The sequence below is a fragment of the Ruegeria sp. BI12 genome (genome assembly GCF_056537985.1).
In genome coordinates this window covers 2381047-2407298 of record NZ_JBQFSL010000001.1, presented here as the reverse complement: position 1 = coordinate 2407298, position 26252 = coordinate 2381047, and the positions used below count along the sequence as shown (strand labels likewise).

Annotated in this window: 24 protein-coding genes and 2 pseudogenes; 16 read left to right on the top strand and 10 right to left on the bottom strand. The window is 55.7% G+C overall.

All coding sequences use genetic code 11. The features are described from left to right. Window positions 1–11: 11 nt before the first annotated feature. On the top strand, window positions 12–578 hold the full coding sequence (locus tag ACR0AK_RS12120) for a tetratricopeptide repeat protein (protein WP_480793470.1): 567 nt from the start codon (window positions 12–14) through the stop codon (window positions 576–578). Between the two features lie 53 nt (window positions 579–631). Here ACR0AK_RS12120 and ACR0AK_RS12115 read toward each other — a convergent pair whose 3' ends face one another. From ACR0AK_RS12115 to ACR0AK_RS12085, 7 genes are all read right to left on the bottom strand, one after another. Next, window positions 632–2521: a PhoX family protein gene (locus ACR0AK_RS12115; protein WP_480793469.1), complete on the bottom strand. Its 1890-nt coding sequence runs from the start codon at window positions 2519–2521 to the stop codon at window positions 632–634. A 230-nt stretch (window positions 2522–2751) separates the two neighbouring features. Beyond that, the gene (locus tag ACR0AK_RS12110; protein ID WP_170558889.1) at window positions 2752–3747 is read right to left on the bottom strand and encodes an ABC transporter ATP-binding protein; all 996 of its coding nucleotides are present in this window, start codon (window positions 3745–3747) and stop codon (window positions 2752–2754) included. Further along, on the bottom strand, window positions 3744–4778 hold the full coding sequence (locus tag ACR0AK_RS12105) for a Gfo/Idh/MocA family protein (protein WP_480793468.1): 1035 nt from the start codon (window positions 4776–4778) through the stop codon (window positions 3744–3746). Before ACR0AK_RS12105 ends, ACR0AK_RS12110 begins: the two co-directional genes overlap by 4 nt. After that, entirely contained in the window at window positions 4775–5614 is an 840-nt protein-coding gene (locus tag ACR0AK_RS12100) for a carbohydrate ABC transporter permease (RefSeq protein WP_170558885.1), read from the bottom strand. Before ACR0AK_RS12100 ends, ACR0AK_RS12105 begins: the two co-directional genes overlap by 4 nt. A 10-nt stretch (window positions 5615–5624) precedes the next feature. Further along, the gene (locus ACR0AK_RS12095) at window positions 5625–6539 is read right to left on the bottom strand and encodes a carbohydrate ABC transporter permease (protein ID WP_480793467.1); all 915 of its coding nucleotides are present in this window, start codon (window positions 6537–6539) and stop codon (window positions 5625–5627) included. Between the two features lie 72 nt (window positions 6540–6611). Next, window positions 6612–7865, bottom strand: coding sequence for an ABC transporter substrate-binding protein (locus tag ACR0AK_RS12090; protein WP_480793466.1), 1254 nt, complete (start codon window positions 7863–7865; stop codon window positions 6612–6614). Between the two features lie 25 nt (window positions 7866–7890). Then, window positions 7891–8778 (bottom strand): N-acetylmuramic acid 6-phosphate etherase, encoded by an 888-nt coding sequence (locus ACR0AK_RS12085; protein WP_480793465.1) that lies wholly within the window; start codon window positions 8776–8778, stop codon window positions 7891–7893. Window positions 8779–8947: 169 nt separating this feature from the next. Here ACR0AK_RS12085 and ACR0AK_RS12080 point away from each other — a divergent pair, with 169 nt between their 5' ends. Genes ACR0AK_RS12080 through nagA form a run of 4 tightly spaced genes read left to right on the top strand, consistent with a single transcriptional unit; the run spans window position 8948 to window position 12740 of the window. Next, window positions 8948–9823 carry a glucosamine kinase nucleotide-binding domain-containing protein gene (locus ACR0AK_RS12080; protein ID WP_480793464.1) on the top strand — a complete coding sequence of 292 codons (876 nt, stop codon included), beginning with the start codon at window positions 8948–8950 and terminating at the stop codon, window positions 9821–9823. Then, entirely contained in the window at window positions 9810–10559 is a 750-nt protein-coding gene (locus ACR0AK_RS12075) for a GntR family transcriptional regulator (RefSeq protein ID WP_480793463.1), read from the top strand. Before ACR0AK_RS12080 ends, ACR0AK_RS12075 begins: the two co-directional genes overlap by 14 nt. Before the next feature lie 19 nt (window positions 10560–10578). After that, on the top strand, window positions 10579–11607 hold the full coding sequence (locus ACR0AK_RS12070; RefSeq protein ID WP_480793462.1) for an SIS domain-containing protein: 1029 nt from the start codon (window positions 10579–10581) through the stop codon (window positions 11605–11607). After that, window positions 11604–12740 carry an N-acetylglucosamine-6-phosphate deacetylase gene (gene nagA / locus ACR0AK_RS12065; RefSeq protein WP_480793461.1) on the top strand — a complete coding sequence of 379 codons (1137 nt, stop codon included), beginning with the start codon at window positions 11604–11606 and terminating at the stop codon, window positions 12738–12740. The genes ACR0AK_RS12070 and nagA overlap by 4 nt, the downstream gene beginning before the upstream one ends. 120 nt (window positions 12741–12860) lie before the next feature. On the opposite strand, the pseudogene ACR0AK_RS12060 reads toward nagA, so the two are convergent. Continuing rightward, window positions 12861–13566: pseudogene (locus ACR0AK_RS12060) on the bottom strand (IS5 family transposase); the annotation flags it as partial. 396 nt (window positions 13567–13962) lie between these two features. Between ACR0AK_RS12060 and ACR0AK_RS12055 the strand changes: the two are divergent. The 11 genes from ACR0AK_RS12055 (at window position 13963) to ACR0AK_RS12005 (ending at window position 24065) form a co-directional block, all read left to right on the top strand. Beyond that, on the top strand, window positions 13963–14133 hold the full coding sequence (locus ACR0AK_RS12055; protein WP_170558866.1) for a Flp family type IVb pilin: 171 nt from the start codon (window positions 13963–13965) through the stop codon (window positions 14131–14133). 143 nt (window positions 14134–14276) lie between these two features. Beyond that, window positions 14277–15092: a Flp pilus assembly protein CpaB gene (gene cpaB / locus ACR0AK_RS12050; RefSeq protein ID WP_170558864.1), complete on the top strand. Its 816-nt coding sequence runs from the start codon at window positions 14277–14279 to the stop codon at window positions 15090–15092. A gap of 8 nt (window positions 15093–15100) precedes the next feature. Then, window positions 15101–16684 carry a pilus assembly protein TadG-related protein gene (locus ACR0AK_RS12045; RefSeq protein WP_480793460.1) on the top strand — a complete coding sequence of 528 codons (1584 nt, stop codon included), beginning with the start codon at window positions 15101–15103 and terminating at the stop codon, window positions 16682–16684. Between the two features lie 5 nt (window positions 16685–16689). Further along, window positions 16690–17196, top strand: coding sequence for a TadE/TadG family type IV pilus assembly protein (locus tag ACR0AK_RS12040; RefSeq protein WP_480793459.1), 507 nt, complete (start codon window positions 16690–16692; stop codon window positions 17194–17196). After that, window positions 17193–17888 (top strand): TadE/TadG family type IV pilus assembly protein, encoded by a 696-nt coding sequence (locus tag ACR0AK_RS12035; RefSeq protein WP_170558859.1) that lies wholly within the window; start codon window positions 17193–17195, stop codon window positions 17886–17888. Before ACR0AK_RS12040 ends, ACR0AK_RS12035 begins: the two co-directional genes overlap by 4 nt. A gap of 24 nt (window positions 17889–17912) precedes the next feature. Next, window positions 17913–19121 carry a CpaE/TadZ family protein gene (locus ACR0AK_RS12030; RefSeq protein WP_480793458.1) on the top strand — a complete coding sequence of 403 codons (1209 nt, stop codon included), beginning with the start codon at window positions 17913–17915 and terminating at the stop codon, window positions 19119–19121. A gap of 14 nt (window positions 19122–19135) precedes the next feature. After that, window positions 19136–20524, top strand: coding sequence for a TadA family conjugal transfer-associated ATPase (locus ACR0AK_RS12025; RefSeq protein ID WP_480793457.1), 1389 nt, complete (start codon window positions 19136–19138; stop codon window positions 20522–20524). A gap of 3 nt (window positions 20525–20527) precedes the next feature. Further along, a complete protein-coding gene (locus ACR0AK_RS12020; RefSeq protein ID WP_480793456.1) occupies window positions 20528–21499 on the top strand; it encodes a type II secretion system F family protein in 972 nt (323 codons plus the stop codon). Between the two features lie 10 nt (window positions 21500–21509). Further along, window positions 21510–22511 (top strand): type II secretion system F family protein, encoded by a 1002-nt coding sequence (locus ACR0AK_RS12015; protein ID WP_170558851.1) that lies wholly within the window; start codon window positions 21510–21512, stop codon window positions 22509–22511. Between the two features lie 266 nt (window positions 22512–22777). Further along, window positions 22778–23590: a helix-turn-helix transcriptional regulator gene (locus ACR0AK_RS12010; RefSeq protein ID WP_480793455.1), complete on the top strand. Its 813-nt coding sequence runs from the start codon at window positions 22778–22780 to the stop codon at window positions 23588–23590. Next, window positions 23580–24065 (top strand): prepilin peptidase, encoded by a 486-nt coding sequence (locus ACR0AK_RS12005; RefSeq protein ID WP_170558847.1) that lies wholly within the window; start codon window positions 23580–23582, stop codon window positions 24063–24065. The genes ACR0AK_RS12010 and ACR0AK_RS12005 overlap by 11 nt, the downstream gene beginning before the upstream one ends. A gap of 24 nt (window positions 24066–24089) precedes the next feature. Here ACR0AK_RS12005 and ACR0AK_RS12000 read toward each other — a convergent pair. After that, a pseudogene (locus ACR0AK_RS12000) lies at window positions 24090–24205 on the bottom strand (IS5/IS1182 family transposase); the annotation flags it as partial. A gap of 423 nt (window positions 24206–24628) precedes the next feature. Next, window positions 24629–26176, bottom strand: a complete 1548-nt coding sequence (locus tag ACR0AK_RS11995; RefSeq protein ID WP_480793667.1) for an arylsulfatase — start codon at window positions 26174–26176, stop codon at window positions 24629–24631. Between the last annotated feature and the right edge of the window lie 76 nt (window positions 26177–26252).

The following is a 26252-nucleotide window of genomic DNA, read 5'->3' as shown; positions in this document are numbered from 1 at the left end:
ACCATTGGCACATGAAACGCTTAGCCTACGCCTCAATCTTCTATGCTGCGACTGCATTCGCGGCCAATGCCCAGGACTGCCCTATCGCGCCGGACCATACCGCTGACGTATCTTCAGTGCTATCGCAAATACAGAACGCTGAATCCGAGCAGTCCGCCCGCGCTCTATCCGGTCAGCTATGGGAATTCTGGACAGATGCGCCGGATGAAAGTGCTCAGGCCGTTTTGGATCGCGGCATGACGCGCCGGAATGCGTGGGACCTGCTGGGTGCGATTGAGGATTTCGACAAGCTGATCGCGTATTGTCCGTCTTACGCTGAAGGGTACAACCAACGCGCTTTTGCTCACTATTTGAGACAAGATTTTCAATCCGCACTGCCCGATCTGGAGAAAGCGATAGAGCTGTCGCCCAACCACGTCGCCGCAATCAGCGGACGGGCCCTGACATTGTTGGGACTTCAGCGCATTGATGAGGCGCGCGAAGCGTTGTCTCAGGCACTAGAATTGAATCCCTGGCTGTCTGAGCGTCATCTGATGGCGCCGGGCGGGCCGCTTGCCTTGCCGGGTGAGGAAATCTGAAACGAAATACGCCCCCGAACCGAAAGGACGGGGGCGTTTCGTTATAGATGGGCTTATCCAACCAGACCGTTGTCCGTGCGCTTGATCGCGATCACGGAAGAGCGGGGTGTACCACCATCGGGCCAGTTGCTGCCTGGGTGTTGAATACCAACGAACATGGTACGCAGATCGGATGACCAGGCCAGTCCGGTGACTTCACAGCCATTCGGACCGGTCATAAAGCGCGCGATCTCGCCGGTGATCGGGTCACCAACCAGCATCTGGTTGTTGCCGTTGCCTGCAAAATCTCCCTCGTTGTCGTCATTGCCGTCTGTCTGGATCCAGATCAGGCCGGTCGAGTCGATCACCATGCCGTCGGGCGAGTTGAACAGGTTGCCCTCGTTCACATTCGCTGAACCGGCGCGGTCGTCCGAATGCACGGTCGGGTTCCCGGCCATGACGTACAGGTCCCAATCGAACCCTTCGGCGGCGTGATCGTCATTTGCCGGACGCCAGCGCACGATCTGACCGTATTTGTTGGCCTCACGCGGGTTGGGGGCGTTGACGGACGTATCGTCTCCACCAGCGTTCGGCTTCACGCCGCGGTTCTTGTTGTTGGTCAGGCAGCAATACGCCTCGACCGCAACAGGGCTGGAGGCCACCCATTCGGGGCGGTCCATGGTGGTGCCGCCTGCCTTGGACGCGGCCATACGGGTGAAGATCGCGATCTCAGCTTTTTCCATGCCGGTCGTTTCCGGCGTCAGAGGCAGCCATTCGCCCTTCATGTCGTCGTTGAACTTGGCGACGTAGAGCGTGCCGTCGTTCAGCAGGCTCTCGGTTTCGCCGCCCGGCTGGTAAGTGCCGTTCGAGACGAACTTGTACAGATACTCGCCCCGTTCGTCATCGCCCATATACACGACCACGCGGCCATCTGCGGCCAGGGTTACCTCTGCATTCTCGTGCTTGAAACGGCCCAGGCCAGTGTGTTTGACCGGCGTGCTGTCAGGTTTGGTCGGGTCGATTTCGACGATCCAGCCCGCGCGGTGCGGTTCGTTCGGGTTTTTCGACGTGTTGAAACGCGGATCGAACAGTTCATAGCCATTCCAGCTTTCAGCTTTGACGCCATAGCGTTTGAAGCCATCTGCAACCTTTTGGTCGTAAGTGGCGTTTTCATCGCTGGACCCGAAGTAGCCGTTAAAGTTCTCTTCGCAGGTCAGGTAGGTACCCCATGGAGTTTTACCCGCACCACAGTTGTTCATCGTACCTAACGACGTGGTTCCGGTCGGATCAGCTTCAGTTTTCAGCAGGTCGTGACCTGCGGCGGGGCCAACGATCTTCATCGGCGTGTTGTGATGGATACGACGGTTGAAAGGGCTGTCTTTGACGACCGACCAGCCATCGGGGCCTTCGGTGATTTCCATCACGGTGACACCCTGAATGTTCTGCAGTTTCAAAACATCGTCGGCGTTGGCCGGAACACCTTCCTGTGCGGCGGTCAGATTGATCTTGCGGTTCGGGTATTCGTGGTTGATCGCGATCAACTCGTGACCCTGGAACGAGAATGTCTCCATCCCGTCGGTGTTTTCGCCAAAGATGCGATCCGATTTCTCAACCGGGCCACCATCGGTGATGTCATAGCCATCAGCGTCGGAAAACAGTGGGTCGCCCCAGCGTGTCACAACTTTCCACTCGTACCCCTCGGGGACATGTACTGTGCCGTCAGTCTGTGCGGCAATCGGAGTGAAGGCAAAGCGCGAAGCTTCGACAGCCTGGGCGGAGGTGGTGCCTAGCAGGCCCGTGCCCATCGCGACAGCACCCGAACCAAAGGCCACTACGCCAGCCAGAAAGCCACGGCGCGAGATTGCGCTTTCGACGACGCGGTCAAAGTCGTTTTCCTCGGGTCGGGGGAAGTGCAACTCATCCCAATCGTCGGCGGACAGGGTGGTGGGATCAACGTCTTTCATGAATAGCTCCTGGCTGTCTTATCGTAGTTGATGACAGGCATGTAGGACGTCTTTGTGACAGGTTGTTAACAGCGTCATTAATGAAGTCTTCCGTTTAAGTTGGTACAGCAAATACTGTACCGCGTTTGCCGGAACCTAAACGCTTGAATTCCTGTGTAATAGATTGAAGCGACCTTAATTTGTGACCGGCCAAATGGTTCAATCAGGTGTTTTCCTAAACCGCGGTATCCTCAGAGCAGGCGCTGACCAGATGTGTCGAATCGATAGGCCCGATCTGGCGCATATCCAAATCGCAGTTCCTGACCTTCTGAGATCGAATGCTGTCCAAACAGCCGCGCCGTAACGTCGTGGTCCTGAACCTTGGCAATAACGTTGGTGTCACCGCCCAGTTTTTCGACGTGACTGACATGCGCGGTAAGCGGGCCGTCATCGGACAGAAACAGGTCCTCGGGGCGTATTCCAATCGTGTTCTGGCCACCGTCTTGCAGCAAGCCTTCGGGCAGGAAGTTCATCGAGGGTGAACCAAGGAACCCGGCCACGAACTGATTGGCGGGGTTGTTGTACAACTCCATCGGGCTGCCGATCTGTTCGACCCGCCCGTCGCGCAGCACAACGATCTTGTCGGCCAGCGTCATCGCCTCGGTCTGATCATGGGTCACGTAGATCATCGATGCGTCGAGCGCCCGGTGCAGATTTGCGATCTCGATCCGCGTGTTCATGCGTAGGGCGGCATCCAGATTGGACAGGGGTTCATCGAACAGGAACAGTTTTGGCTCACGCACAATGGCCCGGCCAATGGCGACCCGTTGACGCTGCCCGCCTGACAATTCCGACGGGTAGCGGTCCAGATAGGGTTCAAGATTCAGCATGCGGCTGGCCTTGGCCACGCGGTCCTCGATCACCGATTTGGGCTGCTTTTCCTGCTTCAACGCAAGTGTCATGTTTCCACGTACGCTGAGATGGGGGTAGAGCGCATAGCTTTGGAACACCATCGCAATCCCGCGCTTAGAGGGCGGCACCAGATTGACCTGCTGGCCGCCAATGTTGATATCGCCGGATGACGCATCCTCCAGCCCCGCGATCACCCGTAGCAAGGTGGATTTGCCACAACCCGAGGGGCCGACAAAGACGACGAATTCGCCTTCTTCAACCTCAAGCGTGATGTCTTTCAGGACATGTACGTTGCCAAAGGATTTGTTGACATTTTTCAGGGTCAGGGCGGTCATGGTGCGGGCTCCTCAAGGGAAACTGGCTGGCCGGTTCGGATGCTTTGATCCGCCGCCAGACAAATGGCAAGCGATTGGACGGCGTCATTCATGTGACGGGTCAGGTCGATGTCGTCAGCGATGGCGCGCAGCATGTAGGCCTGTTCTGCATCGCAGAGTTCTTGATGGCCGGGTTCGTCCGGCATCTCGATGGTGTGGTCGCCTTGCGGTGTATGGACCAGCAGGCCACCGACTTTGGTATGGCCGTCGATGTCGGCAGACGCACCCTTGTTGCTATCGGTGATCGAGACCGACCCGTTGGGCGACACGATATCTTTCACGAAGAACGCTGTTTCCGACATCATCGGGCCCCATCCGGCCTCGTACCAGCCAACCGAGCCGTCGCCAAACACCACCTGAAACTGTCCATAATTGTACATGTCTTCTGCGATCTCATCTGACAGGCGCAAACCCATGCCATGCACGCGGACAGGCTTCGCATCGGTGATCTGGCACATCACGTCGACGTAGTGCACGCCGCAATCGACGATGGGCGAGGTGGTTTGCATCAATGCCTTGTGCGTCTCCCATTCCGTGCCCGAAGACTGCTGGTTCAAGTTCAGCCGGAACACGTATGGTCCACCCAGGTTGCGCGCCTCGTCGATCAACCGCACCCACGACGGGTGACGGCGCAGGATATACCCAACCACCAGTTTCCGTTTCAGCCGCGTTGCTGTTTCGACCACACGGCGGGCATCGGCGACATTGGTGGCAAGGGGTTTTTCGACGAATACGTGCGCGCCGGCCTCCATCGCCGCACAGGCAAAATCGGCATGGCTATCCGAGTAGGTGGCGACCACGACCAGATCGGGTTTTGTCTCGACCAGCGCCGTGTCGAAATCGGTAAAAACCGGATAGCCAGCAAGGTCTGGATGATCCACACGACCAGACCGGTTCACCAAGCCAACGATCTGCGCGTCAGGGTGGTGGTGATGGGCCAACGCGTGGCTGAGCCCCATGTTGCCGAGGCCTGCAATCAGAACGCGGGTCATTTGACTGCTCCGGAGGTGATGCCGCGGATCAGCTGGCGCGAGAAGATGACGTATAGGATAAGCACCGGCAGGATCGCCATCGACAGGGCCGAAAGGACCGCGTTCCAATCCGTCACGAACTGCCCGATGAACACTTGGCTGCCCAGCGTTAATGTCTTGGTCTCTTCCGCCGGCGCGAGGATCAGTGGGAACCACAGATCGTTCCAGATCGGGATCATGTTGAATACCGCGACCGTTGCCATGGCGGGACGGACAAGAGGAAGAACCAGCCGGAAAAAGATCGTGTATTCGGACAGCCCATCGATGCGCCCGGCATTTTTCAGGTCATCACTGACCTGTCTCATGAATTCGGACAGAATGAAGACGGCGAGTGGTAACCCCTGCGCGGTATAAACGAGGATCAGCGCCCAAAGTGTGTTCACCAACCCGGTCGCCACCATCATCTCAAGGATCGCCACGGTGCCGATACGGATTGGGATCATGATCCCAAGTGCCAGATACAGGCCCATGATCAGGTTGCCTTTGAACTGGTATTCAGACAGCGCATAAGCAGCCATCGCGCCGAACAAGAGAACAAAAAACAGCGACGCTACGGTGACGATCATCGAGTTCTGGAAATAGAGGAAGAAATCCCCCTGCTTCATCACCGTCTCATAGCCTATCATCGAAAAGCTATCTGCGTTGGGCAGGGCCAATGGCTCGCGAAAGATCGCCCGACGGGATTTGAAGCTGTTGATCAGGATCACAAAGACCGGAAACAGGGCGATCAGAGTGTAAAGGATCAGCGCGCCGTGCATCGCGACCATGTTGAGGGGGTTATGACGTGCTTTGTTCATCGTGATGCCCTCAGAGTTGATACCGACGCATCCGGGTCTGGATGCCGAAAAGATAAATGCAAACGCCCACAAGGATGATGGCAAACATCGCCCCGGCGATTGCCGAACCCATATGCGGATCACCCAGTTGCAACTGGAAGCCGAAGAACGTGCGGTACATAAACGTGCCGAGGATATCGGTCGAGAAATCAGGCCCCGCCAGCGCGCCTTGGGCCGCATAGATCAGGTCGAATGCGTTGAAATTGCCCACAAAGGTCAGGATCGAGATGATGCCGATTGAGGGCAGAATCAGCGGTAGCTTGATCTTCCAGAAGGCCGAAGTTCCAGTGATCCCATCGATCTCGCCAGCTTCAAGGATTTCTTCCGGGATGGTCAGTAGTGCAGCATAGATCAGCATCATCGGGATGCCGACGAACTGCCAGACCGAGATCAAGGCCAGCGTGGTCAGCGCGTATTCTTCTTTCCCCAGCCAGGGCGCAAACAGCGATTTGAGCCCGACAGCATCCAGCATTGACGGCGCAATGCCCCAGATCGGCGAGAGGATCAGTTTCCAGGCAAACCCAACAATCACAAAGCTCAGGATCGTGGGAATGAAGATTGCCGACCGGTACAGCGCGGCAAACCGCAGGCGCGGGTGGCTGAGCAGGGCAGCCAGCGCAATCCCAATTGGGTTTTGAACCAGCATGTGGATCAGGAAGAACCAGAAGTTGTTGCCTAACGCATTCCAAAACTGTTCCGACCAGATCGGATCAAAAAACAGGGTTTGAAAGTTCTGCAATCCAACGAAGACGCGGCTCTGATCGACTTCGGAGTAAAGCGCCAGTCGCAGTGTGTTGAACAGCGGGAAGATCATGACCGCGGTGTAAACAAGAACGGCCGGTGCAAGAAACACAAGGATATGCCAGCGGAAGCGGGGGCGGTTCATGGGACTGCTTTCAATGGGGTGTCGGGGATACCCGGGCGATCACCGCCGCCCGGGTATGTGTCAGATCAGCGCTTACTGGTGCGGAGCGTACCAGGAGGACAGGCCTTTTTGCAGGTCTGCGCCCAATTCCTCAGGGCTGTTTGCGCCTTTGATTGCAGCAACCGACGCGCCCCAGGTCTCGTTCTCTAGGTTCGGCGTGCCGCGCGACAGGATCTGGTATGTCGAACGGATGGTCGATTCACACTCATCACGCCAACCGACGAACTCCTTGGCCAACGGGTCCTGCAGTTCGACTGGCGTGTTGGACAGCGGGAAGAAGCCCGGAACGGCGTTGCCAAAGATTTCGGCAAACTCGGGGCTTGCGACCCACGCTAAGAATGTTTCGGCCGCTTCGGGATGTTCGGTGGCGGCGTTCATGCCGATGCCGATATCTGTGTGGTCAGAGATATAGCAGGTGTCGCCTGCGTTTTGGACTGGCGGCTTGAATGCGCCCATCTCAAAGTCGGCTTGTGTGTTGAAGCCAGCGATTTCCCACGATCCGGCAGGGTAGATAGCGGCCCGGCCCAGAGTGAAGATGTTCTGGCTGTCAGGATAGGTCTGCGCCTCGTACCCGTCACCAAGATACTGTCCCCAACGTGCCAACGTTGCATAGGGCGCGGTCCAGGCTTCGTCCGTTAGTTTCTGTTCGCCTGCGATCAGTGCTTGACGACCTTCTTCGCCTTTCCAGTAGTTCGGGCCGATGTTGTTATAGCCCATTGTGGCAGCTTCCCACTGATCGTTGGTGCCCATCGCCATTGGGATGTAAGTGCCGTCTTCCTTGATCTTGTCGAGGGCAGCAAAGAACTCGTCTTCGGTGGTCGGCACGTCGATGCCAAGCTCAGCAAACGCATCTTTGTTGTAGATGAAGCCGTGGATCACCGATGCCATCGGAACGCAGAAACTGGCCGAGCCGTCATCCGTCTGCCATGCCGATTTTGCCACGTCCGAGAAGTTGCTCATCGCGTCGACCGAGGACAGATCGGTCAGGTGCCCGGCCTCATACAGCGCCAGCGAAGCATCAAACGGACGGCATGTAATAAGATCACCGGCCGAACCCGCATCCAATTTCGAATTCAGCACAGCGTTGTATTCCGCCGGAGCTGATGGGGTGAACTGCAATTTGATCCCAGGGTGGTTGGCTTCGAACGCCGGGATGATCTGTTCCTGCCAAAGCGTCAGGTCGTCGTTGCGCCAGCTTTCGATGATCAGTGTTACGTCCTCGGCATAGGCACTTGATGCCATCAGGGTCGTGCCCAGTAAGGCCAGTTTCAGGCTGTTGCGTTTCATTCTTGTTCTCCCAGTTGGTTAGCAGTCATTTATCTTGTTCCAGCGCGGACTTCAGAACCCCGTTGCTTGCGTTGAGAACGGCTGAGGCATCCTTGTGTGATATGCCACGTGCGGCGATCAGCACCGCCGGCTTCACGTCTCCGTTCGCGGCGTCCAGCGCGTGTTTTGCTTTTTCCGTATCAACATTGGCGATCCGTGCGACGATACCCGCAGCCCGCGCGCGCAATTTTTCGTTGTCGGCGCGCAGGTTGACCATCATGCCGCCGTGAACATGGCCAAGTTGCAGCGCCATAAGAGACGACAGCATGTTCAGAGCGATTTTTTGAGCTGTTCCAGCACCCATTCGCGTCGAACCCGAGATCAACTCCGGCGGCGTCGCTAAAAGAATGGGGATATCAGCCGTTTCCAGCAAAGGGCTGCCGGCGTTGTTGGCAATGCCGATAACTGTTGCGCCATGTGCCCGCGCGATTGCGCTGGCGGTCAAAGTGTATGGTGTCGATCCGCTTGCGGATACCGCGATGATTGTGTCTGCCGGCTTTAGTGCCGCGAGCGCATCCTCAAGCCCTTCGGCTTCGTCTTCTGCGCCGCCCGGCATTTCAACACCGGTCGGCAGGCCGCCGGCCATATGTATGCGAAGCTGCTCCGAGGGGATTGAAAAGGTGCCGCCCAGCTCTTGTGCGTCGGCGGCAGCCATCAACCCGGATGAGCCAGCGGCCACATAGTGCAAAGTGCCGCCAGCGCGGATGGTCTGCGCCATAGCGTTACCGCCGCGCGCGATTGCATCCAATGCGTTCCGCGCTGATGTTGCGGCCGCAATCTGACCCTCGACCAGTGCCCGAGCAGAAGCGACTAGGTCCTGTGGGTCCAGTTTGGTGGCGTCTGGATGCAGTTGTTCGGTCGACGGCAGCGTCAAGAGAATCCCCCTTTGCGGTTATCAATACAATACCTATTCAATACCACTTGTCCATAATTTTATTTTTCCAACAGAAATCAACGCTTTTCCCAGTTTTTTGGAAAAAATACTGGGAAATTGGTCTATTTTGACCTTCCTTAATTTAAATAGGTATTATAATGGTATTGCCATGACTGAGTCTCTGAGCAATGCTGTGCTGGCCATAGATGGTGGTGGAACCCGATGCCGGGTTGCTTGTGAAGCGGCTGGTATTGTCCATTCCGTTGAAACCGGCGCAGCTAATGTCTCGACAGATTTCGAAGCGTCCGTCCTGCAGATGAAGTCGGGGTTTGTGCGGTTGGCGCAAATGCTGGGTGTAAATGTTCAGGACCTGACCCGATTGCCAGCTTATGTCGGATTGGCCGGAGTTACAGATGATCGTATCGCTCGCCGCGTGCAAAGTGCTCTGGGACTAACGTGTGCCCGGGTTTCAGATGATCGTCCTGCGGCGCTGCGTGGCGCGCTTGGTTCTCAGGATGGGTTGGTCGCGCATTGTGGTACAGGATCCTTCTTCGCTTCTCAGAAGGGTCGGGTGATGCAATTTGCCGGTGGGTGGGGGCCGATTTTGGGGGATGAGGCGTCCGCGCAATGGGTCGGCCGTCGTGCTTTGGCAGAGGCCTTGAACTCAGAAGACGGAATTCAGGCCGTAAGCGATCTGACGCGGCATTTAATGAATGAACTTGGCGGCGCCGCCGGGATAGTCGAGTTTGCAGGCCAGGCGACGCCGACTGAGTTTGGCGCGCTCGCCCCTGCGGTGACGTCCGCCGCAAAGACGGGGGACGTGGTCGCCAAACAAATCATGCAGGCAGGAGCCACTTACGTCTCCGAAATGGCGGAGCGGCTCGGTTGGGTTCCTGGAGTGGTGATTTGCCTGACCGGCGGAATTTCTCCGTACTATGCGGACTATTTGTCTGCTGACATGCAATCAGAGATACGCCGCCCATCGGGCGAGCCGTTGACCGGGGCGCTGGCTCTGGCGAAGGAGGTCCCGCATGAGCATTGCTGAATTCCTACGCGCTGATCTTTGGCTGACCCCGGAAAGCGGTCCGCGCTACGTTCAATTGCGCCGCAGGCTGCAAGAGGGGATCGATACGGGCGTGCTTGCGCCGAATTCCTCGCTGCCATCTGAGCGTGAACTTGTTGAAATAACAGAGTTATCGCGCGTGACCGTGCGCAAGGCGATTCAAGAATTGGTTCAGGAAGGCATAATCGAGCAACGACAGGGATCAGGGTCATTCATCCGCGAACGTGTTCCACGGGTCGAACAATCGCTGAAGCACCTGACTTCGTTCACCGAAGATATGTCGAGCCGGGGCATGGAGACGACCTCAAAGTGGTTGGAGCGCGGAGTATTTGCGCCAACCCCGGAAGAGGTCACTGCACTGAATCTGTCAGAGGGTGAGCAGATATCCCGCATTTACCGCCTGCGCGAAGCGGACGGGCGTCCGCTGGCGCTGGAACGTGCTGCGTTGCCGCTTGATATTCTGCCAAACCCAATCGAAGTCACCACATCACTTTATGAAGTGCTTGATGGTCTGGGGCACCGCCCGGTACGCGCGGTGCAAAAGATCTCTGCCCTCAACCTTGCCGCGCGCGAGGCAGAACTGCTGGAGGTGCCCGAAGGCGCTGCAGGTCTGAACATCGAGCGTATCTCATTCCTCAAAAACGGGCGGGTCGCGGAAATGACGCGCTCGCTCTATCGCGGCGACGCCTACGACTTCGTCGCTGAATTGCGCCTTTAACCGGAAGGACCGGGATCAAATGTCCGAACAAACCTCAAAAATGCGCCAGGAAATTCTGGAAATACCGGATGCCGTCGACAGATTGCTGAGCGCGGGGGCAGGCAATATCCGAGAGGTTGCGCAAAGTGTTAGAGATTCGGATCCACGCTTTTTGATCTCTGTCGCGCGCGGATCATCCGATCATGCCTGCAGCTATTTGAAATACGCCAGCGAGTTGCTTTTGGGGTTGCCGGTTGCGTCGGTCGGCCCGTCCGTCAGTTCGATCTATGGCGTGGACCTCAGGGCCAAAGGATCAGTCTGCCTGTCCATTTCACAATCCGGCCAAAGCCCGGACATCGTGGGTTTGACCGGCTCCCTGAGGAACTCGGGCGCAACGACAATTGCGGTAACCAACAACTCTGAATCCCGGTTGGCTGACGTCGCGGATGCTGTTCTTCCGCTTCATGCGGGCCCGGAATTGAGCGTCGCGGCGACCAAAACGTTTGTGACCTCACTGGTGTCCGGCCTTTGGCTGCTGGCCGAGGTCAAAGCGGATGCTGAATTGATCGGGGCGATCCGATCGTTGCCTGAATATCTGGCACGAGCGGCGCAATGCGATTGGTCGACGGCAGCCGAAACAATCACCGGGCGTTCGTTGTTCACACTTGGCCGGGGGCCTTCTTATGCCATCTCTGACGAAGCTGCGTTGAAGATCAAGGAAACCTGCCAGATCCACGCTGAAAGCTATTCGGCCGCCGAAGTTCTGCATGGGCCGGTGTCGATTGTTGAAGAAGGATTTCCCGTGATTTGCTTCGCAGCCAATGATGCAGCCGAACAGGCGACTGCCGACGCGGCGGATGCTTTGGCCGCAAAAGGTGCTGCGGTCTTTGCCACGACCGAAAAGGTGACGCGAGCGCAAGCACTGCCTGTGGTTCGCACAGATCACTGGATAACGGATCCGATAACGGCGATTACGTCTTTTTACAGCATGGTAGAAGCCGTCGCCAGCGCACGCGGCATCGATCCGGACGCGCCGCGACACCTTAAGAAAGTGACTGAGACGGTATGACCGAGCACGCGGTGATCTTTAGGAACGGGCCGATCTTTGATGGGACGCGATTGCATCAAGACCACGCGATTGTTTTTCGCGAAGGACACTCCGGCGACGTTGTGCCTGATGCCGAGGTGGCCGGCGCAAAGGACTATGTCGATCTGAATGGAGATATCCTTAGCCCGGGTTTTGTTGATCTTCAGGTCAATGGCGGCGATGGGGTTATGTTCAACGATGACCCGTCAATTGAAACGATCCGAAGAATTGCATGCGCTCATCGTCGACTGGGTGTCGCGTCGCTTTTGCCAACTTTGATTACCGATGGGCCGGCCAAGACCCGCGCGGCGATAGACGCGACGATTGAGGCGGTTCGAGCACAGGTGCCAGGCGTCGTCGGATTGCATTTGGAAGGTCCACATCTATCGGTTGCACGAAAGGGAGCCCATGACGGCGATTTGATACGGCCGATGGAAGCGGCAGATTTGGATATGCTGATCGCTGCCGCGAATACGCTGCCTTGCCTCAAGGTGACCGTCGCACCCGAGGGTGTGTCCGAGCAGCAGGTACGAGCCATGAGCAGCGCAGGCATATTGGTTTCTTTAGGACACAGCGATTCGGATTTTGCGACTTGCCAAAACTATGTTGCCGCCGGTGCTCAGTGCGTAACCCATCTGTTCAACGCGATGAGCCAGTTGGCTAATCGTGAACCCGGCCTTGTCGGCGCGGCGCTGGCAAATGGCGAGTTGTCTGCGGGTCTGATTGCCGATGGCGTTCACGTGCATCCCGCGGCCATGCGCGCTGCCTGGTCTGCGAAAACCGGACCTGGCCAGATCTTTCTGGTTAGCGATGCGATGGCTGTGGCGGGCACTGATCAAACCGAGTTCACCCTTGAAGGGCGCAGAATCACGCGAACCGACGGCAGGTTGACGCTGGATGATGGTACTCTGGCCGGGGCGGATTTGGACCTGACCACCGCCGTCGGCGTGTTGGTCAATCAAGTCGGTGTCCCGTTGCAGGACGCGCTGGCAGCAGCCACCTCTTATCCGGCTCAATTGGTCGGATTGGACAGCCCGGCGACCCCGGAATACAGCTCGATGATCCGAATTTCATCTGATTTCAGCGGTTGCGACTGGCTGCCTGCGCAAGGCTGATCTTGTATTTTTCATGCAGAATGACTGCCTGCCGTCTGCAGTTAATTGCCCGTAAATTTTTGTCGACGAATTTGAATTCTGGCTTCGAACGGCGCTTGACGGCATCTGACGCATCGCTTACCCGCTCCACAGTTTCCAGATGGCGCGGCCCAGGTATCGAGATGCATTGACCGTCTCATTTCGGGCAATGGCACCGGCAAATGTGGGATTCCATGACTTGACGTTCTTGCGTGTCGGGATGATGGCGTGGGCCTTGCAGGCGGCAATCGCGCCGCGGCACTTGCCTGTGTCGTATGCCCCGTCTGCGCTCACTGCCCCAAAGTTGTGACCTGGAGGTATTTGATCAAGCAACTCGGGCAACATTGGCGCGTCTCAGACGTTGCTTGTGATACCTTCAACGGCGCGCACTTCCAGCGTTTCCTCGTCGAAACTTATGCGTTTTCTACGCCAAATGAACCGCTTGGGGCTACCATGCTTGCGGGCATTCCATTCTCCTTCGCCCTCGGATTTGATGCCGGTGATGTCGATAAGCAGATGCAGCGGGCCGCTTCCCACCACGATTCGGAAGGCTCACGTTCAGCGTTCTTTGACTGCGGCACAGGGTACTGAAATCAGGCATGGCACAGTCCAAGCCAATCAGCCGCAGGAGACTGCTCACGAAGTCCGTGGTTTGCCTCAGCGTCATCCCGAACAAAACCTTCAGGGTCAGACACGCTTGGATATCGGAGTCGCTGAAACTCTGGTGACTGCCGCGCTTGCCTGAAGGTAGCGATGTCCAATCCATCTCAGGATCAAACCAGATCGAGAGCGATCCTAGTTTTTTCATTGCGGTATTGTACGAAGGCTTTTCCCGGTCTTGTGCTTCGTCCGGGCCCAACTGGTCGTACCTCTCAGCTATCGTTCTGGATTCATGAAGTGAATCCTTCAGTCCATTTGTGCAGCAAAGCAGCTTGGCACCGGAATTGGCGGCCCGTCAGTTGGGAAAGAATCAGGAATCTGGCCATTCGGATTCCGGTAAGGAATCAGGCAAATTTGCGACAAAGAATCGACCAAGCTGCCAAATTTTACAATCCTGGCGTGTATTTCTCCGTGGTTTGGAGGATGCGGTGCCCTGATGGCGGGACCTAAGCTTGTGGAAGGCTCCGTCGGTATGGAGGGGGTTAGAACGCCGCGAATTTGGGCGGCATCCATGAGTAGCTAGTGAGTTAACTAGGAGAGTAAGATGTTGAAGCTTTATGTAATGATGAAGACCATGGCACGTGACGAAAACGGCGCGACCATTGTGGAATATGGCGTTGCCCTGACAATCGTCACGGCGATTGCAGTTGCTACCCTGACAGCGTTGGGCAACGACGTTAACGGTCAGTTCACAGACGCTGAAACCCTGATGTAATGACCTGACGGAAGACAAAGCACGCGGTGCGCTCAGCCCCGCGTGCTTATCGTCCCGGAATATTTTCTTGATCCGCTGGCAAAGTGCAACCGCTCAGATCGGTTCATTCGATAAACGCCAAAAAAAAGCTGAAGGAGCACCAGATGAGACTCTCTGCCATTTTCACAGCATTGACGGGCCTGGTCGTAGCCGGAGGGTCGGTTTACGTCGCTCGGGATTACATTCAATTCGATACTCAGTCCGCAAATGTCGAGGCCGAGAGCGAGATGGTGAGCGTGGTCGTTGCGTCGCGCGATATTTCGTTTGGCGAAGAAATCGAGCCAGGCGCGCTGACGACCATTGACTGGCCCCGCGGTGCTGTACCCGTGGGAGTCTTTACAGATTATGACGACCTGATTGCGGCGGCTAGCATGCCGTCCCGTCGCGCTCGTCGCGCAATTACTCAGGGTGAACTGATCCTGAACAGTAAGGTTTCCGACTTTGGTGAAAAGGTCACCATCGTTCAGACGCTGGGCGCAGATCATCGCGCCATGGCCATTGAGGTTGACGCTGAAACCGCCGTTGGGGGTTTTGTTACCCCGGGTGATCGGGTCGATGTGGTGATGACCACTGGCGAAAAAAGAGACATGCACGCCGTCACCATTTTGCAAAATATCAGGGTCATCGGTGTTGATCAGGAATCTGATGAACAGACCGACCAACCCGTTGTTGCTCGCACGGTCACCGTCGCCGTTACCCCGGATCAAGTTCAGCGCCTTGCTCTGGCGCAACGTGCCGGTCGGCTGAGCCTGACCTTGCGGTCCATTGATGACACCGAGGATAAGACGCTGACCATGACTCGACTGAACGATCTTCTGATTGATGAACCAGCCGTCGCGCGGGACATCAAAGAACCGGTTCGCAAAACGATTATTCGGGTCCGCCGCGGCACCGAAGTGACAGAATCCATCATCAACTGAATCGACCAATGAAGGTCTCGACCGTGTCCCTCGCTCAATTCATACGTCCATTCCGCAGCTCCGAAGACGGCGCGATCCTGGTCTTTGTTGCGGTGGCCCTGTCGGTCATGGTCGGTATGGCCGCCCTTGCATTCGACATTGGTCGGGTGACCACCACACAGTCGGAATTGCAGAGCTTTGCGGACAATGTTGCTCTTGCGGCTGCGGGGGAGCTTGATGGTCGCCCGGATTCAATCACCCGCGCCACAAATGCGGCTGCAAACATGATCCGCGACCGTCAAAGCTTTGGCGTTCGGAACAAGGATCAGCTGTTGTCCGGCGCAACGGATTACCAGTTGCGGTTTTACGAAAACCCGCCGACCACTGCGACTGATCCAGCTCAACCCGCGCAACTGCTGGATTCGACCGATCCGGTCAGCGGACCGAATGCTGCATTCGTTCGGGTGACTGTCGATACGCACGAGGTTGGTACTCCGCTCGCAGCGGCAGCGGCGGCTTTGTTGGGCAATGCGCAGCCCTTCTCCAGCGTCAATGCCGAGGCTGTGGCAGGGTTCACCCTGATGGCCTGCGACATCACCCCCATGTTCATCTGCCTGCCGCAACCTAGCCTCGATATGACCGAGGGCCAATTGATTAGGATGGTAAGTCAGGGCGGCAATGGCCATTGGGGTCCCGGAAACTTTGGTTTTCTGTCTTCTAATCAGAATCTGGCCATCGACGCGTCTGGTGCCTGCGAACCTGCACCAAACGGTCAGGAAGATTCTTGTGCTCTGGCCGCGTCGCGCGCTGTTTCCATGTGCTTCAGCCAAAGAGGCGTTGAAACCAGACCGGGTCTGAGCGTGGGTAACATGATCGCGGGCTTTAACACACGCTTCGACCGGTTTGAATCCAGCGCCAAACAGTTCAGTAACGGTTCGCGCTACGACGTCGACAATTTTGCCTCTTCTCCGCATGTCTTGGACGGTTGGATCACTTCGGGCAATGGAAACAACTGTACCAGCCAGCCGTCGCCTAGCTATGATTCAAACGGTGCCCTTGATCCGTCCGCGACCGTTGGTTTGCCGCTTGACGATTGTTTTGCCAGTGGCACTTGCCCGACGCCTCGTATTGGCAATGGCGTATTCACTGCTGGTCTTACCGAATATCTGACCATCAACTATGGCGCAGATTTCAGCGGCCCTCTCCCAACCGGTATTCCGCCATGGTTCCCGACTGGTGGCACCCGCTACGACATCTACAATGCTGAGGTCACCAACCAGGCCGCTCTGGAAGCTATCCTGACCGCTGGTGGTAAAGCTGAAAGCAGCATGCCTTCGTGCCAACCCGCGTCAGCCGGTCGTGCAGATCCTACGCGCCGTGTCATCACCGTCGCCGGTATCGATTGCGCAACTTTTGCGGACGAGCTTAACGGCGGATCGGGCACCATTCCGGTCACCAGTTTTATCGAGATGTTTCTGATCCGCCCCTCTGAATCCGGCAGCACCGGTGCCAACGCGGTCATCTATGGTGAAGTCATTCAGACCGTTTCGGACGGCATTGGCGGCGCCGGAGTAGGCGGCATCGTTCACGATCTGGTTCAGCTGTACGAGTAATGATCATGTTTGGTGCATCCCGTCATATCAGAAAGACCCTCAACCGGTTCCGCAATGACCAGTTCGGCGCGGCGTTGGTCGAATTCGCGATCCTTTTACCGATCCTGTTGGTGACATTTGCCCTGATCGTCGAAGGGGGGCGGATTTTCTGGTCCTATCAAAATGCGATCACGGGGGTTCGGGACACTGCCCGTTATGTTGGTCGGATCGCCCCGTCGGACCTGTGCACTGCCTCGCCAAGCGCTGTTATCGGCGATTTTCAAACCGCTGTCTCAAATACACTGACGTCGCTTTCGACCACTGACATTGCTGTTGGTCTAGACTCTCTGTCCCTCGAATGCGTTGGCAACGCAGGTGAATACCGCGTTTCGCCCACACCGGTTGCCGTACTGACCGCGTCACTGACAATTTCAAATCTGCCATTTACGCCCGTGTTCCAACTGGTTGGAGGCTCGGCAACGGCGCAGATCCAAACCACGATCACAGATCGCAGCCGGGTGTTTGGACCATGATCCGCCGCATTCACAAGATAACCCGCGAAATGTCACGACTTGGCCGTCAGGAAGATGGGTCGACGGTCACTGAGCTTGCCTTTGTCCTGCCGTTGTTCCTTTTGATTTTCCTGGGCCTGATAGATTTCGGCAGATTGGCCTTCCACTATGTGGCCGCTGAAAAAACAGCACAGGTCGCCGCTCGGATGGCTGCAGTGATGCCACCCGCATGTGGCGGTGTTCCGACAACCAACAGCCGAGGCACCTATACCGATATCACCGGCCCGCGGTTCGGAACCAATTGCAGTTTCGCTGCTGGCGTCTGTGTCGAACCGGCCACCACCATATGCACCGGTGCGGCCCCCGCGAATGCAGCTGCCCAGACCACCGTGACCGACATCTGGAACATGCTTCAGTTTGCCGTTCCCAACGATCCCACCGCAACTTTTGACGAAAGCAACATCACGTTCACTTACAACTTCGACCCGGAAATGAATTTCCTGGGTGGCCCCTATGTACCGATGGTCACAGTGACAATCGAAGAGCTTCCGTTCCGGTTTGTCTCTCCGTTGGGTTCGATCGCAGCGCTGGTTTTGGGCGGTTCCACGCCGCAAACCGATGCGCTGACCACCGCGACAACGGGCTTCAAGATATTTTCCGACTTTAGCGCAACCCTTCCTGGCGAAGACCTCGCCAGCGGAGTCAACGGTTGAATTTCTAACCATGGGAGCTGAAAAATGACTCAAAAATCATTAGCCCTTATCTCTGATAATGAGGCGATTAAGAATTCAGTCGCCCAGGCCGTCGACCGGCTCGACGATCTTTCGCTCGAGACGCACTCCGGAACATTGTCTTCGGTAAACGGCCGCGCCTGTGGTCTGATGGGTGAAAATGATCTGCTGGTGTTCAGCTTTTCAGGTGAGTTGGATCTGGAAACTGTCAGCGATCTTCGTCGTAGCGCCGGTTCGCGCGGCACGTTGCTGGCACTTAGCGACCGTGACATCTCATTGACCGAAGTGCGTGCGCTGAACAAATCGGGCGTCGATGAGATTCTGCCCTATCCCATCGGGCAGGACGAACTGGCCGAGCAGATTCAGCGTCTGACGGTCGACAAATCTTTGTTGCCCACCATTTATGCGCCGCAACCGCAGCGATTGGGACAGATCATCAGCATATGCCCGGCCCGCGGTGGCATCGGTGCGTCAACGCTGTCTATTAATCTGGCCGACCAGTTGCAGGGGTATTCCGGCATCTTCCGGAAAAAGACGCAAAACAAGGTCGCTGTCGTCGATCTGGATTTGCAATTCGGTACGGTCGCAACGTCCTTGGACTTGCAGCCCTCCTCGGGGCTTCTGAGAATGGCTCAGGATGGGGTCATGCCGGACCGGACGTTCCTTCAGCAATCTCTGGTGCAACATGAATCCGGTTTGGAAGTCCTGAGCGCTCCCGAAGAATTCATTCCTCTGGATGTTCTGACACGCGAACAGGTCAGCGCGCTGATCGAGACTCTGCGTCTGGAATTCGACTTTGTCGTCATTGATCTGCCTCGGGTGCTGGTCGATTGGCTGGGTGCAGTTGTTAACGCGTCGGACCGGATGCTGATGGTGGGCGACAGCTCGGTCTCTTCGGTGCGCCAGTCCTGCCGTATGATCGAATTCTTCACAAAAGAGCGGCTCGAACCTCCGGTTGAGATCGTTATCAGCCAGGAAACGAAACCGACATTCCGTTCAAGCCAACATGTCGAAGCCCAAAAGGCACTGGAGCGCGAGTTGCGGTTCTGGCTGCCAAGCGACGCGCGCCACGCAAAGCAGGCGCTGGATCGGGGGCAATTGCTGTCGCAAGCCTCAGGCAGCTGTGCCTTGTCCAAGGCGATACGCACGATGGGTCGGAAAATCATGAATGAAACGATGGTCGGCAAAACCGATCTGAGAAACAACGCAGCTTAATTGGAGTCTAAGGGATGTTTGAAAAGTTTACACGTACCGAGCGAGCCAATGACGCTGAAATTATCCAGCTGAATCAACGTGCCGAACCGCAGGCCCAGGACATTCAGCCAGACACTGCCGCCGAAGATACAGAACTGGCAGATTGGCTTGAGCTCAAAAGCACTTTGCACGAGGCTTTGCTGGAACGCTTGAACCTTGCAGTGATCGAAAAGGTTGAAAAAGACGTGCTGCGGCGCGAAGTCGCCGGGGTTGTCGGCAGCGCTTTATCCCAAGCGGGCAAGCCACTGAATACCGAAGACTTCAACCGCATCGTCGAAGAACTTCTGGACGAAATTCTGGGTTTTGGCCCGTTGGAGCCATTGCTGGCTGATCCAACTATCAATGACATTCTGGTTAACGGTTATCAGACGGTCTATGTCGAACGCTCTGGCCTGCTGGAACGCGTTCCGGTGCGGTTCCGGGATGAAAAGCACCTGTTGCGTGTTATCGACAAGATCGTCAGCAAGATCGGCCGACGCGTGGATGAGCGCCAGCCTTGGGTGGATGCCCGGCTGGAAGATGGCAGCCGTGTAAACGCAATCATCCGCCCGTGTTCGATTGACGGCCCCAGTGTTTCAATTCGAAAATTCGCCCAGTCGAAACTGACAATGAAAAAGCTGGTTGCAAATGGCGCTCTGAACGATGCCGCCGCACGGTTCTTGCAATCGCTGGTATTTGCGCGCCTGAATGTCCTGATTGCAGGCGGGACGGGGTCGGGTAAGACAACGATGTTGAACGCCCTGTCTTCGTATATCGACCATGGCGAGCGTGTCGTCACCATTGAAGACGCAGCCGAACTGCAACTCCAGCAGGAGCATGTTGTGCGACTGGAAACACGCCCGCCATCCCCGTCCGGCGACGGCCAGGTAATTCAGCGTGATCTGGTGCGAAACGCGCTGCGTATGCGCCCCGACAGGATCATTGTCGGAGAGGTTCGCGGAGCGGAGACCTTCGACATGCTTCAAGCCATGAATACGGGTCATGATGGCTCGATGACGACTGTACATGCAAACTCGGCGCGCGATTCATTGGGCCGTCTGGAGCAGATGGTCACGATGACGGGTATCGAATTTCCCGCCGCAGCCATTCGATCCCAGATCGCGTCGGGGCTACACTTTATTGTGCATCTGTCGCGGTTGGCGGATGGGTCGCGCCGCGTCACCAGCATTTCGGAAATAACCGGGATGGAAGGTGAGATCATCACCATGCAAGACATCTTCGTGTTCCAGAAGAAAGGCCGCGCGGAAAGCGGCGAGGTGCTTGGTAAGTTTGTTCCCACTGGGATTCGCCCGAAATGCTATGACATGCTCACAGCCGCTGGCGTCGATCTCGAACCCGAGACCTTCCGAGTATCAGGAGGCTGAGGCATGACCAGTATTAACACAGCCGAACTTCTTAACTATCTGACGCTCGCTTGCGTCTTCGTCGGAATTTTCATGCTGATTACCGGTGTGTTCCACTTTGCCCGTCGCGGTGAAAACCACTCCGAGGCCCGCAACCGCCGAATGCGCATGGTCCGGCAAGGCGTTACCGATGAAGATCGGCTCGCCTTGCTGCTTCCCGAGACCCAGACAGGGTTTTTTGCGAAGATCCCTTTTTTTGGGAACTTGCCGGATACGCTAGTTCAGGCGGGGCTGCATGTTTCAGCGAAGAATTTTGTGCTGCTTTGCCTGTTTGGTACCTTGGCGATCGCAACCGCCGGTATGATGTTTCTGCCGCCTTGGCAGACGGCCCCGATCGCACTCGTCCTGGGTGTGGTCATGCCGGCTTTGGTGGTGAAATCGCGGCAGGTTGAACGCCAAAAAGCTTTGACCAGCCAGTTGCCCGATGCGCTAGAGTTGATGGCGCGTGGCCTGAAAATTGGCCACCCGGTCAACACCTCGATCAAAGCCGTTGCAGACGAGATGCAAGACCCTATCGGGTCCGAGTTCGGCATCATTTTCGACCAGATCAGTTTTGGCGACGAATTGCCCGACGCGGTTCAGGACTTTGCTGACCGGGTCGGTTCGGAAGATGCACAGTACCTGGCGGCAAGCATGGCAATCCAACACGGCACTGGTGGCAATCTGGAGCGGATCGTGTCCGTTCTGGCTACCGTGGTCAGACGGCGCATTGCATTGCGTGCGCGAATCAAGGCCATTTCCGCAGAAGGGCGCCTGTCCGGGTTTCTTTTGTCGATCATTCCGCTGGTGATCATGGGGGTAATGTCGATCAACGCACCGGGATATTACACCGATATCAGTGACGATCCCGCATTCATCAAACTTGCAGTGCTGGTTGTCGTTCTGATGGTCTCGAACGTCATCATCCTGCACAAACTCGTCAATTTCCGTATCTGAGGGCAGTTTCATGGAACATATGCTGGAAATCATGTCGCTTCGTTTCGGTCTGCCAGCCGAAACAATTCTGCTGACCATCTTTGGCCTCGGTGTTTTGCTGGTGTTCGTTGCTGTAACCTCGGCGTTAAACCGCCGCCATCCTGCGGCCGTCCGCATCGCCAAACTGCGTGCCCAAAGATATGGGGCCCGCAACGACCGTGGACTGTTGCGGGAAACCATTGCTACACCAAAAGGCCTTTTTAGAGCAGCGCTACCCAGCAAAGAGTCTGAGCGGCGCAAGATTGAGGATCAGCTTATTCAGGCCGGGTTGACCGGCCGGAATGCCCTGCGGATCTATACGCTGACGCGGGTTTGGTTTGGGATTTTCGTGCCGATGATTGTGGGTCTGCTCATTGTTGCCTCAAGAACTCCTGGCATTCCAGTTCCCAGCCCGATTACGGACATTTTTGAATCCATCAGCAAAGCCAACGCCATACAGCTTATCGGTTTGCTGACGGCCGTCGGATATTTTCTACCCGCAGCCTGGCTGAAGCGTCGCCGTAAGGAGCGTCAGCAACGTATCCGCGACGCGTTTCCAAATGCCCTCGACCTGTTGCAGATTTCGCTTCACGCCGGTTTAGGCTTTGATGCAGCTATGACCCGAGTCGGAAACGAACTGGCGCTGGCCTCCCCTGATCTGGCCTTTGAGTTTCTGAACACACAACACGAGATTCAGGCTGGGCGTCCCCGCGCAACCGCGCTGTCTGACATGGCGCGGCGTACGGGGGTTGATGAAATCCAGTCATTTGCCACAGTCGTCCAGCAATCCATTCGCTATGGAACGAGCATGTCCGAAGCCCTGACCACCTATGCATCTGAAATGCGGGATTCCCGCGAAACCAGGGCGCAGGAACTGGCAAATCAGTTACCGGTAAAGATGTCCGCCGTTCTGGCTGCGCTGATGCTGCCGACGCTGATAATCATCACCGCCGCACCTTCGATGATTCGATACTTCCGGGGCTTCGGGGCGTAGAATTCGTGCCCGGTTCCAATGCAATAACGTGTTCAAACAATTCGCGTTTCCAAAATGAGAACAAACAGAACTCCTGTTGCGAAACTTTTTGCCCGACTTAGGGAAATAAGACTAAACTTATAAGCAGTTAAGTGGAGTCCAGCCACACAAAAAATCGAGACACAATCGACGGGTGGGGGCTTTTGTCGAAAGGGTTGATCGGGTTTCGGTCAATATTAAACGGTATGAATGGTATGTTTTCGGCGCATCGTTTCGCGCCAGATGCAATGGCACCAACTTCAGAACTTCTCAAGGTCGTAGCGGTCCTTTGCCAGGCCTCTCAGGGGAAAGTTCCACTGCTAAACGCACTGCGTGAAACGGCTCGCGCGATTGACGCGGAAGTGGTTGCAATCAGCCGGGTCGACCTGCAAGGCAATCAGAATTCGGCAAAAGTGCTGAGCTACGACGCCAATCACAAGACGCCGGACAGTTTCAGCGGTTTCGACTTCTGCATCGCGCCTGCCATCTGCGGCAACAACATGAGCCGGGCTAAACTGGGGTCGGCTTGGTTCGGCGACCTCGATGACCTTTCCGAATACGAACATCTGTCAGAGTTCTATGCGTTTCGCAGATTTCACGAGTCCGTTTCCATTTTGCTGGAAAGGCAAAATGGTGTCGCCGACTTTCTGGAATTGCATTTCATCCACCCTATCTCTTCGGCCGTGGTAGATATTCTGAGCGTTCTGGGCCATGTTCTGTCGGATTGCTGGAAGAAAAGATCTCTTGGTCGGTTTTCCGAAGCGAAGCTGAAAAACACGCGCCGAAAGCTTATCAAGAAAGAACCAAAAAGCATTTTGTCTTTGGACAACCCTTGTCGGCTGAGTCGCTCGGAATATCGGGTTTGCCTGTTACTGGCGCGGGGATTGAACAACAACGCCTTGTTGTCCGAGTTGTCGATTTCAATTTCGACACTGCGTACACATCTTCGCAATATCTACGTCAAAACAGAAACGTCATCTCAACCCGAATTGATCCATGATTTGCTGACCCCGATGGTCAAGCGCCAATCGCCAACTGCGGGTAGCGAAAATGTCGCCTGAAGTCGCGCAGCTCGCCCCTCTGATCGTCATTACTCCGCTTTTGGCTGCAATGGCATGGAATGACCTGAAGAACCTCAAGATATCCAATAAGCTGGTGATGATGATGCTCGCCGCTTTTGTCCTCTCCGCGCCCGTGTTTCTATCGTTCCACGAGACGGTGTACCGTGCGGTCTTCGGCGTTGGCGTTTTTGTCGTTGGTTTTCTTGGTTTCACGCTACGCCTGTGGGGTGGAGGGGACGTAAAGGCAATCGCCGCGCTGACATTGTTTGTGCCCAGCTACTGTCTTTTGCTGTTCTTTTACACTTTCACCCTGTCCATGGTCGTGGGCATGATGTTTGTGATCACAAGCCGCTCGATAATTGGATTTCCGGAATGCCGCTGGCTCGCGTTGCGGCCAAAAGCCGGCTATCCGATGGGTGTATCGATAGCTATGTCGGGTGTATTATTGCCCTTGGTTGCGATGGGTTTGGGGTAGTACTATCCAGGATGGTCTTAGGCCTCATAGCCAATAAATAACGGTTACTAGAGTGCTAGGGCAGAAAGGAAGGCCTTTAGGTGTCTGTCGTAGCAGGTGGCAACGCGTCTCCAGTCTTTCAACCGGCCAAACATGATCTGAGGTGGTGTGGTAAGCACCACATCGCTTTGTGAGTTGTGAGGAAAATTCATTTTGCAGTTTTCAAGATGTTGGCGACAGCGCTTAGGCAATAAAGGTGTTGGGGTTGAACCGACAAACACCACCGTGTCGGAGCCGAATGATCGCTTTGCGATAGAAAGGCTCTCCAATTTGCGTCTGAAGAGAATGTCCGGTTGTCGCCCAAATTGATGAATGCTGCGTAACGAACCAGTGTCCAGTTTGGGCTCAATTCGGTCGTTCGCGGCAACTTGCTTTAACGTCTACATTGCAGACAAAGCTGCCGTTCATCTTCTCCCTTGGACTGCACTAGTTTTCAGTCCAAGGGGATGAATTACGTATCCAGACTCGACAGAGTTGTCTTTGAATTCAAGCTGGCGAACCAAGCTCACTGGGTTCCGTTAGAGCTATTGATTGCCAGCACGGCTAGTAAGTTCCTCCATAACGTTGTCGAGGTTAAAGCTGCCGGGTTTTTGCCTGGGCGGAAACTCCTCAAAGCTTTGCAACCATTGCCCAACATAGGCGGCAGCAGGAGCTATCGCGAACATATGCTCAAGGAACCAGCGCTGGTAACCCATTGCGTTTTCTTCCTCGGCTCTCTCAAATGGGTCGCTGCGTAAATTCGAAAGCATTGGTGCGCGCAAAACCTCAAACGGTGAAAGCCAGACATCGAGACCATGAGCGTTCTGCTTCAGGAATGTCACTTTGTATTGCTCGTAACGCAGGGCAGCGACACTACCATCGTCGGTCCAATAGATGAACTCACTGCGAGGCCATTCATCGGTTTCTCCGGAGAAAGAAGGCAGAAGATTATAGCCGTCCAAATGCGCCTTGTATTGGCGACCGATGGCTTCTACGCCGCCTGAAAGCAGCTTCTCTTTGATATCGGGTTCACCGACAGACGCCATTATCGTCGGCAACATGTCAGCGTGTGAGGCTACACCGTTGATCTTGGATCCTGGTTCGATAACGCCCGGCCACTTGATAACCGTTGGGACGCGATAACCGCCTTCCCATTGTGTGTTTTTCTCTCCACGGAAGGGCGTTGTCCCGCCATCTGGCCATGTGAATGTCTCGGCACCGTTATCAGTCGAGTACATCACAACAGTATTTTCGGAAATTCCGAGCTCATCAAGTTTGTCAAGGAGCACACCGACATGCCCGTCATGCTCCACCATGCCGTCGGGATAAATCCCAAGGCCTGTTACTCCATCAGACTCCTCTTTGAGATGCGTAAAAATGTGCATGCGTGTGGAATTCCACCAAAGGAAAAACGGTTTGTCCTGTTCAACGGCTCTATCCATGAAATCCAACGCGCTGGCAGTGACTTCCTCATCAACGGTTTCCATGCGCTTTCTTGTCAGCGGGCCAGTGTCTTCAATCGACCCATCGGCCGTTGATTTGATGACCCCTCTTGGGCCGAAATTCTGTCTGAAGGTTTCATCCTTCGGATAATCCGGGTTTTCGGGCTCTTCTTCGGCGTTCAAGTGATAAAGATTGCCAAAGAACTCATCAAAACCGTGATTGGTGGGAAGGTGTTCATCCCGGTCGCCCAAGTGGTTCTTTCCGAACTGGCCGGTCATGTATCCGTGGTTTTTCAAAAGGCCAGCAATTGTAGGATCTTCAACGGGCATACCCTCAGGCGCACCCGGCAGGCCGACTTTGGTGAGGCCCGTGCGAATGGGTGACTGCCCTGTGATGAAAGCTGCACGACCCGCAGTGCAAGACTGCTCTCCGTACCAATCTGTGAAAAGCGCACCTTCTTGAGCTATTCGGTCGATATTGGGTGTCTGATAACCCATCATTCCATGGTTATAGGCACTGATATTCCAGTAACCGATGTCATCCCCCCATATAATGAGGAAGTTCATAGGCGGCTCATCTTGTGCGTAAAGCGTTGTTGCCGTCGCAGCAAACACGGCTGCCGCAATTGTGGATCCAATTCTGTAATTCATTTTTCCCTCCCAATTTGCTTTGCATAATTCCAAACAAGTTAACACAAATGCAGATGTTATTATTTTTTGCGGCTGC

Bases quoted from the DNA above. Each gene is read 5' to 3' on its own strand.
- ACR0AK_RS12120 (WP_480793470.1), top strand. From the start codon at position 12: ATGAAACGCTTAGCCTACGCCTCAATCTTCTATGCTGCGACTGCATTC.
- ACR0AK_RS12115 (WP_480793469.1), bottom strand. From the start codon at position 2,521: ATGAAAGACGTTGATCCCACCACCCTGTCCGCCGACGATTGGGATGAG.
- ACR0AK_RS12110 (WP_170558889.1), bottom strand. From the start codon at position 3,747: ATGACCGCCCTGACCCTGAAAAATGTCAACAAATCCTTTGGCAACGTA.
- ACR0AK_RS12105 (WP_480793468.1), bottom strand. From the start codon at position 4,778: ATGACCCGCGTTCTGATTGCAGGCCTCGGCAACATGGGGCTCAGCCAC.
- ACR0AK_RS12100 (WP_170558885.1), bottom strand. From the start codon at position 5,614: ATGAACAAAGCACGTCATAACCCCCTCAACATGGTCGCGATGCACGGC.
- ACR0AK_RS12095 (WP_480793467.1), bottom strand. From the start codon at position 6,539: ATGAACCGCCCCCGCTTCCGCTGGCATATCCTTGTGTTTCTTGCACCG.
- ACR0AK_RS12090 (WP_480793466.1), bottom strand. From the start codon at position 7,865: ATGAAACGCAACAGCCTGAAACTGGCCTTACTGGGCACGACCCTGATG.
- ACR0AK_RS12080 (WP_480793464.1), top strand. From the start codon at position 8,948: ATGACTGAGTCTCTGAGCAATGCTGTGCTGGCCATAGATGGTGGTGGA.
- ACR0AK_RS12075 (WP_480793463.1), top strand. From the start codon at position 9,810: ATGAGCATTGCTGAATTCCTACGCGCTGATCTTTGGCTGACCCCGGAA.
- ACR0AK_RS12070 (WP_480793462.1), top strand. From the start codon at position 10,579: ATGTCCGAACAAACCTCAAAAATGCGCCAGGAAATTCTGGAAATACCG.
- nagA (WP_480793461.1), top strand. From the start codon at position 11,604: ATGACCGAGCACGCGGTGATCTTTAGGAACGGGCCGATCTTTGATGGG.
- ACR0AK_RS12055 (WP_170558866.1), top strand. From the start codon at position 13,963: ATGTTGAAGCTTTATGTAATGATGAAGACCATGGCACGTGACGAAAAC.
- cpaB (WP_170558864.1), top strand. From the start codon at position 14,277: ATGAGACTCTCTGCCATTTTCACAGCATTGACGGGCCTGGTCGTAGCC.
- ACR0AK_RS12045 (WP_480793460.1), top strand. From the start codon at position 15,101: ATGAAGGTCTCGACCGTGTCCCTCGCTCAATTCATACGTCCATTCCGC.
- ACR0AK_RS12040 (WP_480793459.1), top strand. From the start codon at position 16,690: ATGTTTGGTGCATCCCGTCATATCAGAAAGACCCTCAACCGGTTCCGC.
- ACR0AK_RS12035 (WP_170558859.1), top strand. From the start codon at position 17,193: ATGATCCGCCGCATTCACAAGATAACCCGCGAAATGTCACGACTTGGC.
- ACR0AK_RS12030 (WP_480793458.1), top strand. From the start codon at position 17,913: ATGACTCAAAAATCATTAGCCCTTATCTCTGATAATGAGGCGATTAAG.
- ACR0AK_RS12025 (WP_480793457.1), top strand. From the start codon at position 19,136: ATGTTTGAAAAGTTTACACGTACCGAGCGAGCCAATGACGCTGAAATT.
- ACR0AK_RS12020 (WP_480793456.1), top strand. From the start codon at position 20,528: ATGACCAGTATTAACACAGCCGAACTTCTTAACTATCTGACGCTCGCT.
- ACR0AK_RS12015 (WP_170558851.1), top strand. From the start codon at position 21,510: ATGGAACATATGCTGGAAATCATGTCGCTTCGTTTCGGTCTGCCAGCC.
- ACR0AK_RS12010 (WP_480793455.1), top strand. From the start codon at position 22,778: ATGGCACCAACTTCAGAACTTCTCAAGGTCGTAGCGGTCCTTTGCCAG.
- ACR0AK_RS12005 (WP_170558847.1), top strand. From the start codon at position 23,580: ATGTCGCCTGAAGTCGCGCAGCTCGCCCCTCTGATCGTCATTACTCCG.
- ACR0AK_RS11995 (WP_480793667.1), bottom strand. From the start codon at position 26,176: ATGAATTACAGAATTGGATCCACAATTGCGGCAGCCGTGTTTGCTGCG.